The organism is Trinickia sp. Y13 (genome assembly GCF_029522115.1).
Taxonomy (GTDB): Bacteria; Pseudomonadota; Gammaproteobacteria; order Burkholderiales; family Burkholderiaceae; genus Trinickia.
The window spans coordinates 89457-102115 of record NZ_JAKWFK010000015.1; the positions used below are offsets into that span (position 1 = coordinate 89457).

10 protein-coding genes are annotated in these 12659 nt (G+C 58.0%); 4 read left to right on the top strand and 6 right to left on the bottom strand.

The genetic code is table 11. The features are described from left to right. Positions 1-79: 79 nt before the first annotated feature. From yidC to rpmH, 4 genes are all read right to left on the bottom strand, one after another. Positions 80-1744 carry a membrane protein insertase YidC gene (gene yidC, locus MMB74_RS22485; RefSeq protein WP_277430871.1) on the bottom strand — a complete coding sequence of 555 codons (1665 nt, stop codon included), beginning with the start codon at positions 1742-1744 and terminating at the stop codon, positions 80-82. Between the two features lie 30 nt (positions 1745-1774). Further along, positions 1775-2005, bottom strand: a complete 231-nt coding sequence (gene yidD / locus MMB74_RS22490) for a membrane protein insertion efficiency factor YidD (RefSeq protein ID WP_277430872.1) — start codon at positions 2003-2005, stop codon at positions 1775-1777. A gap of 89 nt (positions 2006-2094) precedes the next feature. Then, positions 2095-2565: a ribonuclease P protein component gene (rnpA, locus tag MMB74_RS22495; RefSeq protein WP_277430909.1), complete on the bottom strand. Its 471-nt coding sequence runs from the start codon at positions 2563-2565 to the stop codon at positions 2095-2097. Positions 2566-2621: 56 nt separating this feature from the next. Next, positions 2622-2756 carry a 50S ribosomal protein L34 gene (gene rpmH / locus MMB74_RS22500; RefSeq protein WP_004198824.1) on the bottom strand — a complete coding sequence of 45 codons (135 nt, stop codon included), beginning with the start codon at positions 2754-2756 and terminating at the stop codon, positions 2622-2624. A 418-nt stretch (positions 2757-3174) separates the two neighbouring features. Between rpmH and dnaA the strand changes: the two genes are divergently transcribed. From dnaA to MMB74_RS22520, 4 genes are all read left to right on the top strand, one after another. Beyond that, positions 3175-4806, top strand: a complete 1632-nt coding sequence (gene dnaA, locus MMB74_RS22505; RefSeq protein ID WP_277430873.1) for a chromosomal replication initiator protein DnaA — start codon at positions 3175-3177, stop codon at positions 4804-4806. Between the two features lie 261 nt (positions 4807-5067). Next, positions 5068-6171, top strand: a complete 1104-nt coding sequence (dnaN, locus tag MMB74_RS22510; RefSeq protein WP_277430874.1) for a DNA polymerase III subunit beta — start codon at positions 5068-5070, stop codon at positions 6169-6171. 194 nt (positions 6172-6365) lie between these two features. After that, positions 6366-8837: a DNA topoisomerase (ATP-hydrolyzing) subunit B gene (gene gyrB / locus MMB74_RS22515; protein WP_277430875.1), complete on the top strand. Its 2472-nt coding sequence runs from the start codon at positions 6366-6368 to the stop codon at positions 8835-8837. A 121-nt stretch (positions 8838-8958) separates the two neighbouring features. After that, positions 8959-9525, top strand: coding sequence for a hypothetical protein (locus MMB74_RS22520; protein WP_277430876.1), 567 nt, complete (start codon positions 8959-8961; stop codon positions 9523-9525). Between the two features lie 340 nt (positions 9526-9865). Here MMB74_RS22520 and MMB74_RS22525 read toward each other — a convergent pair whose 3' ends face one another. Together MMB74_RS22525 and MMB74_RS22530 are read right to left on the bottom strand one after the other, a co-directional pair. Then, positions 9866-10633, bottom strand: a complete 768-nt coding sequence (locus MMB74_RS22525) for an abortive infection system antitoxin AbiGi family protein (RefSeq protein ID WP_277430877.1) — start codon at positions 10631-10633, stop codon at positions 9866-9868. Between the two features lie 38 nt (positions 10634-10671). Then, entirely contained in the window at positions 10672-12399 is a 1728-nt protein-coding gene (locus MMB74_RS22530) for an RNA-directed DNA polymerase (protein ID WP_277430878.1), read from the bottom strand. Positions 12400-12659 lie beyond the last annotated feature (260 nt).

A 12659-nucleotide genomic window follows, 5' to 3' on the forward strand; every position in this document is an offset into this window, starting at 1 on the left:
CCGGTCATAACCGGGCGATTTCATATCGAAGCGATCGTCGCGGCAGCGCGGCATGCGCCGCGCGCGGCCGACAATCGAATCAGGCAGCCTTTTTCTTGCTGGCGCCCATCATGCGCGTGATGTAGTACTGCTGCGCGATCGACAGCACGTTGTTCACGACGTAATAGAGCACGAGGCCTGCGGGGAAGAAGAAGAACATGACCGAGAAGGCGATCGGCATGAACATCATCATCTTCGCTTGCACGGGATCGGGCGGCGTCGGGTTCAAGCGCGTTTGCAGGAACATCGAGACGGCCATCAACACCGGCAGGATGTAAAACGGATCTTGTTGCGACAGATCGTGGATCCAGAGCATCCACGGCGCACCGCGCATTTCGACCGACGAGAGCAGCACCCAGTAGAGCGAAATGAAGACCGGGATCTGGATCACGATCGGCAAGCAGCCGCCGAACGGATTGACCTTCTCGGTCTTGTACAGCTCCATCAGCGCCGCGTTCATCTTCTGCGGTTCGCTCTTGAACCGCTCGCGCAGCGCTTGCATGCGCGGCGTGATTTCCTTCATCCGCGCCATCGACTTGTAGCTCGCGGCCGACAGCGGGAAGAACACCGCCTTGATCAGCACCGTGAGCAGCACGATCGCCCAGCCCCAATTGCCGACCACGCCATGGATCTTTTCAAGCAGCCAGAACAACGGCTTGGCAATGATCGTGACGTAGCCGTAATCCTTGACCAACTCGAGGCCCGGAGCGACGCCTTCGAGCACGCGCTCTTCTTCCGGACCCGCGAACAGGCGCGCGGACACGTCCGTCGATTGTCCCGGCGCGATCGCCGCGAGCGGCTGCTGCACGCCGACGCGATAGAGCGTCGGATCGATTTTCTCGACGTAGATGTTGCGTTGCGCGCCTTGCTGCGGAATCCAGGCCGTGGCGAAGTAATGCTGAACCATCGCAATCCAGCCGCTGTTGGCCGACGTGGCGACGTCTTGCTTGTTCTTGTCGATGTCGCTGAACGTGACCTTCTGGAAATGATGCTCGTTCGTGTAGACGGCCGGGCCGATGAACGTATGCGAGAAGCGCGGCGTTTCGACGGGTTGGCTATCGCGCACGAGCTCCATGTAGAGGCTCGGCTTGACGGGCGCGGTGCCGACGTTCTCGATCTTGGTGTCGACGCCGATCACATAGCTGCCGCGCGTGAACGTGTACGTCTTGACGACCTTCACGCCGCCCTTGGCCGGCGATTCGAACGAAAGCTGCAACGTCTTTTGATCGGGGCCGAGCACGCGCGCGCCGGGGACCGGCGTGAAGACGTCGTTGTGATTCGGGAAATCGCCGCCCGTCAGGCCCGTGCGGGCGAGATACGTGTGCGAGGCGGTGCGATCGAACAGCGTGACGTTCAGCGGCGCGCCCTTCGGATCGACGTTCTTGGTCAGCACGAGCTTGTCGAGCGTGCCGCCGCGCGTGTCGATGTCGCCGTCGAAGACGTCGGTGCTGAAGTGAACGAGCTGGGCGGCGGCTTGCGGTTGATTCGCCGCCGCGCCGGGAACCGGCGCCCCCGCGGTCGAGCTCGAGGCGGTGGCCGCTTCGGAGCTAGGCGTGGCCGATGCGCCCGTGTTCGGCTGCGTGTGCGTTTGCGTCGGGTTCGGGAAGAACATCGACGGGCGTCCGTGATCGCGTTGCCAGTTGTCGAACAGCATGACGGCTGACACGAAGAAGATCGCCCATAGGATGGTGCGTTTGATATCCATGCGTGGTCTCAGAGTCGATGGAGCGGCGTTTCAGCGCTTTTTCGGGGGTGCGGGCGGAACGAGATCGATCCCGCCTGCGGAAAACGGATGGCAGCGGCATAAGCGCTTCACCGCGAGGTAACTCCCGCGCGCGGCGCCATGATACTGGATTGCCTCGCGCGCGTAATCCGAACAGGAGGGATAAAAACGGCAGCGGCTGCCGAGCAGAGGGCTGACGGCAACCTTGTACAAACGCAGCAACGCGATCAGGACCGTTTGCATGGCATTCGGAATGCGCAACTCCTACCGAGCGGCGAAGCGCGCGAACCGTGGCTGGACTCGGCCCGTGCACCTCATGCTCCCAAAACGGCTCAAACCTGCGGACCCGGCGGCGATTCGGGCTGCGGCAGCGGTGCACCGCGCCTAGCGATTTCTCGCGCCACCTTGCCGAGCAAGTACTCGATTTCCGTTCGAAACAACGCCTTCAGCGGCGGCGAGGCGGCGCTCGGAAACGCGGCCTTGTCGATTCGCGTGGACAGGCGCAACAGCACGTCCCAGCCCTCGAACTCGGTGCGCCGCAGGCGAAAACTCTCGCGCGCGGTGCGCTTCACCAGATTGCGCGTCGCTGCGCGCGGCGCGAACTTTTTGCCGACGACGAGCCCTAGACGGGCAGCTTGACCGGTTGGCTTCGCGTAAACGACGAAATGCGCCGAACGACGCCACGGGCGCAAACGAAAAACGGATGAGAATTCATCCGTTTTGAGAAGCCTCGCGGCTTTGGGGAAGACTGCTCGCGCTCGCAACGGAACCGGGCCCGATAAGGATAGGCAACTGCAAGTCAGTGCTCACAACTCCCGCGATAACGCGGGCGCCGGTCACGGCGCGCGTCGCCTTCGACTTAGATGGCCAGACGCTTGCGGCCCTTGGCGCGGCGAGCGTTGATCACTTTACGGCCGCCGGCGGTCTTCATGCGAACGCGAAAGCCATGGGTGCGCTTGCGGCGAGTAACGGACGGTTGGTAGGTACGTTTCATGTCGATCTCACTTGAGAATGGACCGCGCGCGCATCGGCACTAGACAACACTAGGCAACGGCCGGGGTCGAAAAAAGGGTGTTCGCTTTCGCGGGAACCCGCTATTTAAACCGCTTTTCTCTTGGCCGTCAATACTTTAGCGGTGCGCGCGGCTTGCACGGGCCGCGCGGGGCGGCGGCCTCGCGCGCACCCCGTGCTCGATCCGGCCCTGTGGATAACTTCCTGGCCGCCCGTGTTTGGCGGTAGAATCTCGCCTTACTTCAAGAAACCAGCACGCTGCTCCGTACCAGCCGGGCCAGCCGCAAGCGATTGCGGCGACGGGCTGCGGGGCTCGCTCGCTTTGTCGAACTGGGTCCTTTCGCCGTGCGGGGCGCGGCGAAGGCGGCAGCGGGCGGTGCGCTAAAAAAGATATCACCTTGATGAACGAATTCTGGCAACACTGTTCCGCACTGTTGGAGCGTGAATTGACGCCCCAGCAGTACGTGACGTGGATCAAACCCTTGGCCCCGGTCGCTTTCGACGCCGATGCGAACACGTTGTCCATCGCCGCGCCGAACCGCTTCAAGCTCGATTGGGTCAAGAGCCAGTTTTCTGGCCGTATCTCCGATCTCGCCCGCGATTTTTGGCAGGCGCCCGTGGAAGTGCAATTCGTCCTCGATCCGAAGGCGGGCATGCGCGCGCCGGCCGCTTCCGCTTCCAACTCGGTGCCGCTGCCGCGCGTGCCGGCGTCGGCCGCGGCCGCAATGAGCGCCGCGGCGCTCGTGGCCGAAGGCGGCGGGAGCCATGGCAACGGCGGTGGCAATGGCGGCGCGAGCCATGGCAGCGGCGCCGTTGCAGCGAACGCCATGAACGGCGCGGCCATGCAGGCAGCGAAGGCGGCCTCGAGCCTCTCGGGCGGCAATGGCGCGCTCGATGACGCCGCCGATCTCGATTTGCCCAGCGTCGATGCGCATGAGGCCGCGGCCGCGCGCCGTACCTGGCGCCCCGGCGGGCCGGCGCTCGGCAGCCCCGAGTCCGAATCGATGTACGAGCGCTCGAAGCTCAACCCGGTGCTGACCTTCGACAATTTCGTCACCGGTAAGGCGAACCAGCTTGCGCGCGCCGCCGCGATCCAAGTGGCCGACAATCCCGGCATTTCCTACAACCCGTTGTTTCTGTACGGTGGCGTGGGCCTGGGCAAGACGCACTTGATCCACGCGATCGGCAATCAGTTGCTGCAGGACAAGGCGGGCGCCCGTATCCGCTACATCCACGCCGAGCAATACGTGTCGGATGTCGTGAAGGCTTACCAGCGCAAGGCGTTCGACGATTTCAAACGCTACTACCACTCGCTCGATCTGCTCCTGATCGACGATATTCAGTTCTTCTCGGGCAAGTCGCGCACGCAGGAAGAATTCTTCTACGCGTTCGAAGCGCTCGTGGCGAACAAGGCGCAGGTCATCATCACGAGCGACACGTACCCGAAGGAGATTTCGGGCATCGACGACCGCTTGATTTCGCGCTTCGATTCGGGGCTGACGGTGGCGATCGAGCCGCCCGAGCTCGAAATGCGCGTGGCCATCTTGATGCGCAAGGCGCAATCGGAAGGCGTGAGCCTGTCCGAGGACGTGGCGTTTTTCGTGGCCAAGCATCTGCGCTCGAACGTGCGCGAACTCGAAGGCGCGCTGCGCAAGATTCTCGCTTACTCGAAGTTTCACGGGCGCGAGATCACGATCGAGTTGACGAAGGAAGCGCTCAAGGATCTGTTGACGGTGCAAAACCGCCAGATTTCCGTCGAGAACATCCAGAAGACAGTCGCCGATTTTTACAACATCAAAGTCGCCGACATGTACTCGAAGAAGCGTCCCGCGAACATCGCGCGGCCGCGGCAGATCGCGATGTACCTCGCCAAGGAGCTGACGCAAAAGAGCTTGCCGGAAATCGGCGAGCTGTTCGGCGGACGCGATCACACGACGGTCTTGCACGCCGTGCGCAAGATTGCCGACGAGCGCGGCAAGGACGCGCAACTGAACCACGAACTGCACGTGCTCGAACAGACGCTCAAGGGTTGAGGCCGAACGCGCCCGCCGGGCATCGAGCGCTTTCCCGCCATCCCCGATTTGGCGGGAGCGGGGTATTTTTCAGGCACAATATAGGTTTAGCCCCCCGTTCTCCGCACCGGCCGAAGCCGGGGCGAGGCCCGGGATGAAAGCGCGGGACAAGCGCGCAGGCGGTACGGCGAAGGCGCGCAAGCAAATGCGGGGTAACGGCGCACTCGTCGAATAAGCTGCCGGGTGAGCTGCGGTTTGCCGTCATATCAACGAAGGAACCCTATGCAACTGGTCAAGACCGAACGAGACAACCTCTTAAGGCCGCTGCAAACCGTGAGCGGCATCGTCGAACGCCGCCATACGTTGCCGATCCTCGCGAACTTGCTGATCACCAAGAACGGCCCCGATGTGTCGTTTCTGTCGACCGACCTCGAGTTGCAGATCACGACGCGCGCCGATTTCGGGGTGGGCGGCGAATCGGTCGCCACCACCGTGGCCGCGCGCAAGCTGCTCGACATCCTGCGTGCGATGCCCGACGGCCAGGTGAGCTTGTCGCTGGCGGATAAGCGCTTGACCGTGCAATCGGGCAAGAGCCGCTTCGCGCTGCAGACGCTCGCGGCCGACGAATTCCCCACGGTTGCGCAAGCGAAGGATTACGGCGCGAGCCTGACGGTCCCGCAAAAGACCTTCCGCCAATTGCTGGGCATGGTGTATTTCGCCATGGCTCAGCAGGACATCCGCTATTACTTGAACGGGATGTTGCTCGTGGTCGATGGCGGCCAGTTGATGGCGGTGGCGACGGACGGTCACCGCCTCGCGTTCTCGTCGATGAAGATCGACGGCGATTTCCCGCGTCAGGAAGTGATCATCCCGCGCAAGACGATTCTCGAGTTGCAGCGTTTGCTCGAAGACATCGACGATACGCTGACGATCGATATCGCTTCGACACAGGTGAAGTTCACGTTCGGCCAGGTGGAGCTCGTCTCCAAGCTCGTCGAAGGCAAGTTCCCCGACTTCCAGCGCGTGATTCCGAAGGGACACAAGAACACGTTCGTGATCGGCCGTGACGAATTGCAGCGTTCGCTGCAGCGCGCGGCGATTCTGACTTCCGACAAGTTCAAGGGCGTGCGGTGTGTGATCGAGCCGGGCCAGCTCAAGATCATGTCGACGAACGCCGATCAGGAAGAAGCGCAGGAAGAACTCGAAATCGCGTATCAAGGCGATTCGATCGATATGGGTTTCAACGTCACGTATCTGCTCGACGTGCTGGCGAATCTGAAGGTCGACATGTTGCAAGTGAGCGTCGGCGACGCGAGCTCGAGCGCGTTGATCACGATTCCCGAGAACGACGAATTCAAGTACGTCGTCATGCCGATGCGCATTTAAGGCAAGCCGATATCGAGATCAAACCAAGGGGCGCATTTGCCCCTTTGGCTTTTCTTGAAGGGCGCGCGAAACCCGCCGCCTGCCGCCGGCCCCGCTTGCAGGGGCGTGAAAACCGGAGCCGCTGCCTGGTTTTTTATGGGCGTTCGAAGTGTCGCGCGGCACAACCGCAGTGAATGCAGAACCGGAAACTATCCATGAGTACACAGGACAACACCCAACCCGACACCAGCTATGGCGCTTCCTCCATTCAGATCCTCGAGGGTCTGGAGGCGGTGCGCAAGCGCCCGGGCATGTACATCGGCGACACGTCGGACGGTACCGGTTTGCATCACCTCATGTTCGAAGTGCTCGACAACTCGATCGACGAAGCGTTGGCGGGGCACTGCGACGACATCCAGGTGATTATCCATGCGGATAACTCGATTTCCGTGACCGACAACGGCCGCGGCATTCCGACGGGCATCAAGCTCGACGACAAGCACGATCCGAAGCGTAGCGCCGCGGAAATCGTGATGACGGAGTTGCACGCGGGCGGCAAGTTCGACCAGAACAGCTACAAGGTATCGGGCGGCCTGCATGGCGTGGGCGTCTCGTGCGTGAATGCGCTCTCGCGCTGGTTGCGCTTGACGGTGCGGCGCGACGGCAAGAAGTACTTCATGGAGTTTCACCGCGGCGTGCCGCAGAACCGCGTGATCGAGGAAGTGGATGGCGAGCGCCTTTCGCCGATGCAGTGCGTGGGCGAAACCGAGAATCGCGGCACCGAAGTGCATTTCATGGCCGACGAAACGATCTTCGGCTCGGTGGAATACCACTACGACATCCTAGCCAAGCGGATCCGCGAGCTTTCGTTCTTGAATAACGGCGTGCGCATTCGCTTGACCGACCAGCGCACGGGCAAGGAAGACGATTTCGCGCTGGCGGGCGGCGTGAAGGGCTTCGTCGAATTCATCAACAAGACAAAGCAAGTGCTGCATCCCACGATCTTTCACGTCAACGGCGAGAAAGACAACGTGGGCGTGGAAGTGGCGATGCAGTGGAACGACAGCTACAACGAGAACGTGCTGTGCTTCACGAACAACATTCCGCAGCGTGACGGCGGCACGCACTTGACCGGCTTGCGCGCGGCCATGACGCGCGTGATGAACAAGTACATCGCCGATCACGAGATTGCGAAGAAGGCGAAGGTCGAGACGTCGGGCGACGACATGCGTGAAGGATTGTCGTGCGTGTTGTCGGTGAAGGTGCCGGAGCCGAAGTTCAGTTCGCAGACGAAAGACAAACTCGTCTCGTCGGAAGTGCGGGCGCCGGTGGAAGAAGTGGTGGCGAAGGCGCTCGAGGAATTTTTGCTCGAGACGCCGAACGACGCGAAGATCATTTGCGGCAAGATCGTCGACGCCGCGCGTGCGCGCGATGCGGCGCGCAAGGCGCGCGAGATGACGCGGCGCAAGGGCGTGCTCGATGGCGTGGGCTTGCCGGGCAAGCTGGCCGATTGCCAGGAGAAGGATCCGGCGAAGTCCGAGATTTATATCGTCGAGGGCGATTCGGCGGGCGGGTCGGCCAAGCAAGGGCGCGACCGCAAGTTCCAAGCGATTTTGCCGCTGCGCGGCAAGGTGCTGAACGTGGAGAAGGCGCGCTACGACAAGCTGCTTTCTTCGGAGCAGATCGTGACGTTGATCACGGCGCTCGGGTGCGGCATTGGTAAGGAGGACTACAACCTCGACAAGCTGCGTTACCACCGGATCATCATCATGACCGACGCGGACGTGGACGGCGCGCACATTCGGACGCTGCTGCTCACGTTCTTCTATCGGCAGATGCCGGAGATGATCGAGCGCGGCTACATCTATATCGCGCAGCCGCCGCTGTACAAGGTGAAGGCAGGCAAGGACGAGCGGTATTTGAAGGATGCCGCGGAGTTGAACGCGCACATGTTGCGGCTTGCGTTGCAGGGTTCGGAGCTCGTGCCTTCGGAAGGCGCGGCGCCGATCGCGGGCGAAGCGCTGGGCGAATTGGCTCGGTCTTATTTGCTGGCGCAGGGCGTGGTGGACCGGTTGAGCCGGCTTTACGATGCGCAGGCGCTCGAAGCGGTGATGGATGGTGTCGCCATCGATCTGGCGAGCGAGGCGGGGACTCAGCAATCGGCGAAGGCGCTGGAGAGCGCGTTGCGTACGGATCCGCTCAAGCCTGAGGTTAGCGTGTTCGCTGCGTACGATGCGGTGCGCGAGTTGCATTCGCTGCGGGTCGAGCGTCGCCATCACGGCAATGTGAAGGTGACGATCATCGATGCCGATTTCTTGCTCACTGCCGATTATCAGCAGCTTTTGAATACGGCGAATACGTTCAAGGGGTTGATCAGCGCAGGGGCGATGATCAAGCGCGGTGAGCGCAGCATGGCGGTGTCGGATTTCAAGAGCGCGATGCGGTGGTTGATTGCGGATGCGGAGCGCAATGTTTCGAAGCAGCGGTATAAGGGGCTGGGGGAGATGAACCCCGGGCAGCTGTGGGAAACGACGATGGATCCGAACGTGCGGCGGTTGCTGCGCGTGCAGATTGAGGATGCGATTGCGGCGGATGGGATCTTTACCACGCTCATGGGGGATGATGTTGAGCCTCGGAGAGCGTTTATTGAAAGTAATGCGCTAAGGGCGGGGAATATTGATGTTTGAGGGGGGGGTGTCGGGTGACACAGAAAGTGAAAATTGCGCCAGGTAAGTGAAAAATTGCTGTCGCAGTTTGTGAAAAAATCCGGACGGCCGACACTCCTCGCGAGCATACGGCCGTCCGCACATGTCCCTGAACGACCCTTCGGGGACGTTCATTGCCCCGCACCGTGAACGGCAGGTCCTAGGGGCGCAAGGGTCGTTCGTTCTGGTGGCTTTATACTTCTGCCATCAAATCAAGGCCGGGGTCCCCATGTTGAGAGCTGTCATGATCGGCGTTGCTGCTTGCACGCTGACCAATACTGCCATTGCGGAAACCATCAAGCTTGCATGCCAATACACCGAGACAGTCAGCTTTCAGTCCGGCAACGAGGAAAAGCATGGCGGCAGGATCGTCTTACAGGTCGACACCAAGGACGGGGCAACGATGATCAGCGGGACTGGCGCAGACTTGAGCATCGCGGTTGGGACACTCAAGGTCGGACCGATAGTGGACCTTCTGGACGCCAGCGACGAAGGAAAATGGGATATCACGAATAGAACGACATCCGGAGATCAGTCGGCATGGTTCACTCAGGTTGTGATCGACAGGAACACTGGCGATTTCAACTATTACAGGTCCAAAGAAGATGGCATTTCCACCATCGCGAGCGGGACGTGCGAGAAGGTAAAGCTTTCGGCTCGGAAATTCTGAACCGGAACTGCAGCATTCGAATCCTCCGCTGGCGCGCGAAGAGCGGAAATTGTGTTTGTTAGAGATCTGCTACGCAGCAGTAGGCACTTCCATCTGACAGGCCTTGCGCCTGTCATCCCGCCCCCCTGAACTATGCCCGCCCGTGAAGGCTCTGCAAAGCTAATTTGAGCGGCCCAGTTCGACCCAAAGCTGAAGTAGCGAGTTTTGAGCGGCGGACGTTTAGGAACGTGGAGGTGAGGGGTGACGGGCCGGCTTTGCCGGCGCGGCGTCCCAAGCGAAACCGCGCCTCGCGTAGTATTAGGCCACACCATCTCAAGTACAGCGTTGGTCTACCTTACTATCAAAAGTCCCCCTTTATCTGCTCGGTTGTTAAAATTCTGGTTGTAAGGCGTTCGATTTCATCAAGCGAGTGCCTTACCCCATTTATGTTGCGCAAATGATTTATTACCTCTCGTATTTCAGAATCGTCATTAATAATGATATATTTTATATCATCTGGCGTAAATTCGAGTCGGCAACTATCATACATGTCGGAATAGGTTTCCGGATTGTTCTCGTATTCCACCCTTGTCACGAACATTTCATTTTCGCTAGAATATGGTGGAACATATCTCCATTCGCGCTCATCTGAGAATCTGTAATTTTCAATCTTCTCGCTTTTTCGCTCAAGAGGACCCTCGTAGTTTTTCATGTATCGCAAGACATCTGCTAAAGCCATCTCCGCTTCAGATAGAAGTTCATCCGCCTCTCCTGATGCGTCTTCCGATCCATCTTCCGAGCCAGCTAGATAAAAGCGCATTGCGGCTCTATAACTCGCCGAGAGCGCAGAGTTAGACGCAACATAAAGAACAGGATTTAGCCCATTTCTCATCGCCCACTCTTTTGTAAGTCCAATACCATATGATCCGTACTTCTTGATGTGATCCTTTATTTCCGACATTGGAATGTCGCAAAAGCTAACCATCGGGGTATAGAAGCTCCAGCGCTTTCCTTTCGTCAAACGAACAACTTCCTTGCAGAAAAAAATCTTAAAGTGACCTTGAAGGATGCCGAAAAGTGCTTCTTTTTTCCGGGTAAAATGCGTGAGAGTATTTGAGCTTAATGCCATGTGCTAACTCTATTCGTGGATGTCTGGATATTATAATGTCAAGCGTAGGGCTCAAAAACAGTGGTTTCCGGTTCCTCGATACCCATCAAGTCGAGCAAAATTTCGATTTCATTTTTCTCTTGGTGCGCGATGTTTCTTAAGCCTTCTCCCAAGAGCGCAAGCATAGAATTGCCAGCAAAAATCTCCTCAAATTTTTCTGGACTTGTCGTGATAATGGTATTGATCCATTTTTGAGTAATCCAGTCTGGAGCCCCTCCTGAATGGATTACTAGTGAGTATGATGGCGTACTAGGGCGGTAGAAGGTAACCCCTTTGCCAAGCATGTCGTTCATTAGTTTACTGCTTGTCACTTTCGGGGTAAGGCTAGGCAGGAAACCATGGCGAACGGATTCATATATTGCAAGCCAATGGTTGCCGTCCATTTCGCTATTTGCGAGAAATTTTTCTATTCCGAATTTAGAAAAGTTATGGACTAGCCCTAATGAGTCGGCGTGCAATGCCTGAATTGATATTACGTCGTCGTTGAGAGAGGCAAGAATGCGGCCAGCCTTCTTTGATATTGGCAGTGTCTGAGCTATGCAAAAAGCTAGGGCCCATGCTACATCGCTGCTGGCACCGCTCCGTTCATGGCGCTGGATAATTTGCTCGGTCGTATGCGCCCAAAGATTTCTGTCAATCGGACAACCGTTAATTTGCCAAAATTGAAGAAGCGAAAGTCCCTTTTGGGCACAGCCAGGTTCTCGTAGCATTGCTTGAGAGATACAACTTTCCGCTACACGAAGAACAGAATCCCATGGTTTATGGTTCTGGAAAAGTGCTCCGATTGCATACAGCAATATTGGTAGCTCTTGATGTTCTGATGCTAGAGAAAATGCATTGTCAAAATACTTAACCATCGCGTGAGGGCGAGAGAATGCACTTTTGCTCGCGTCGATTATTACGTCGTGCCAGCCATCACTCGCTGGTTGCGGCAGCTCGATGATCTGCGTTTTTTTGGGATTGAGCCGCAGACGGTAACTATCGAGTTCGCGTTGGAGGCTGGATAGAATTCTTTCAGCCTCCTCTCTCGTATCACATGCGAACTCATAATCGTCGAACCAGCGATAAGCTTTGCTCTTACCGATATCGATTGACCTATCGACTTGGGAAAGAACCGTTTCGGCGAGCAGAAATGAGAGGTCAGTACCAATCGGGATTCCTTGGCTAACCTTTCCTTGTAAATCCATTAGAGCTTGATCAAGTTGTTTGCCAACTAAAGTTTTTTTTGACCAGTTGGCTCGTTCGCGAAGCTTTGGGTCAACTGCCCAACCGACCGCATGAGTGTAAAGAGACGGATAAAACTGACTAACGTCGACCTTAAGAAGATGCGAGGAACCTCCACGGCTCAAAGCCCGTTCGCGCGCTAGGTTGCTGGGTTTGACAAGTGTGCGTAACGCACGCCGTTGTCGAACTTGATATACAGGACGACTTTTGGAAAAAGGGGACTTGCCAGCTTTTTGAAGAAGGCGTCGGAAATTCTTCGCGGTGATCCTAGCCAGTTTTGAATAGGAGTAAGGATGGGGGATCCGAAGCAGTCGATGGTTTAAGCCAGGTAGCGCGAGGCGATATGAGACACACTCGGTAAAGTTATCAGAAGGTTTGTAGCTACTTAAAACTGCCCTTCCAGCCTTGGAGGTTGCATAAGCCGCGAAGTGATCTGAGAAAAATGAAGGAGGAAGCTCCTTCGGGAGATAACCACGGGCAAGAAGGTTTTTGTAAATTGTCATTATAAAAGTTGGTACATTCTGAGCGTCAGCGTAGAACCTTGAGCTACCAAGCGGTGACAGGGTGATCTGACACGGCAAGTTCGCGACCGGTGGCGTCTACGGCATTCGAATCTTGAGCGATGACACATCACGCCGTATCTACGGCAGTAGAACGCGAAACTTGAGAGATCGAGTGGACGACCGCTTTCGAGGCGTCAATGACGTCCGATCGTCACGACATGACTAGCGTCGAGTGAATCCGCCGCCGGCAAGCGACCGCT

What these genes read in the sequence shown, in the direction of transcription:
- yidC (WP_277430871.1), bottom strand. Translation starts at nt 1,744, where the DNA reads ATGGATATCAAACGCACCATCCTATGGGCGATCTTCTTCGTGTCAGCC.
- yidD (WP_277430872.1), bottom strand. Translation starts at nt 2,005, where the DNA reads ATGCAAACGGTCCTGATCGCGTTGCTGCGTTTGTACAAGGTTGCCGTC.
- rpmH (WP_004198824.1), bottom strand. Translation starts at nt 2,756, where the DNA reads ATGAAACGTACCTACCAACCGTCCGTTACTCGCCGCAAGCGCACCCAT.
- dnaA (WP_277430873.1), top strand. Translation starts at nt 3,175, where the DNA reads ATGAACGAATTCTGGCAACACTGTTCCGCACTGTTGGAGCGTGAATTG.
- dnaN (WP_277430874.1), top strand. Translation starts at nt 5,068, where the DNA reads ATGCAACTGGTCAAGACCGAACGAGACAACCTCTTAAGGCCGCTGCAA.
- gyrB (WP_277430875.1), top strand. Translation starts at nt 6,366, where the DNA reads ATGAGTACACAGGACAACACCCAACCCGACACCAGCTATGGCGCTTCC.
- MMB74_RS22520 (WP_277430876.1), top strand. Translation starts at nt 8,959, where the DNA reads ATGTCCCTGAACGACCCTTCGGGGACGTTCATTGCCCCGCACCGTGAA.
- MMB74_RS22525 (WP_277430877.1), bottom strand. Translation starts at nt 10,633, where the DNA reads ATGGCATTAAGCTCAAATACTCTCACGCATTTTACCCGGAAAAAAGAA.
- MMB74_RS22530 (WP_277430878.1), bottom strand. Translation starts at nt 12,399, where the DNA reads ATGACAATTTACAAAAACCTTCTTGCCCGTGGTTATCTCCCGAAGGAG.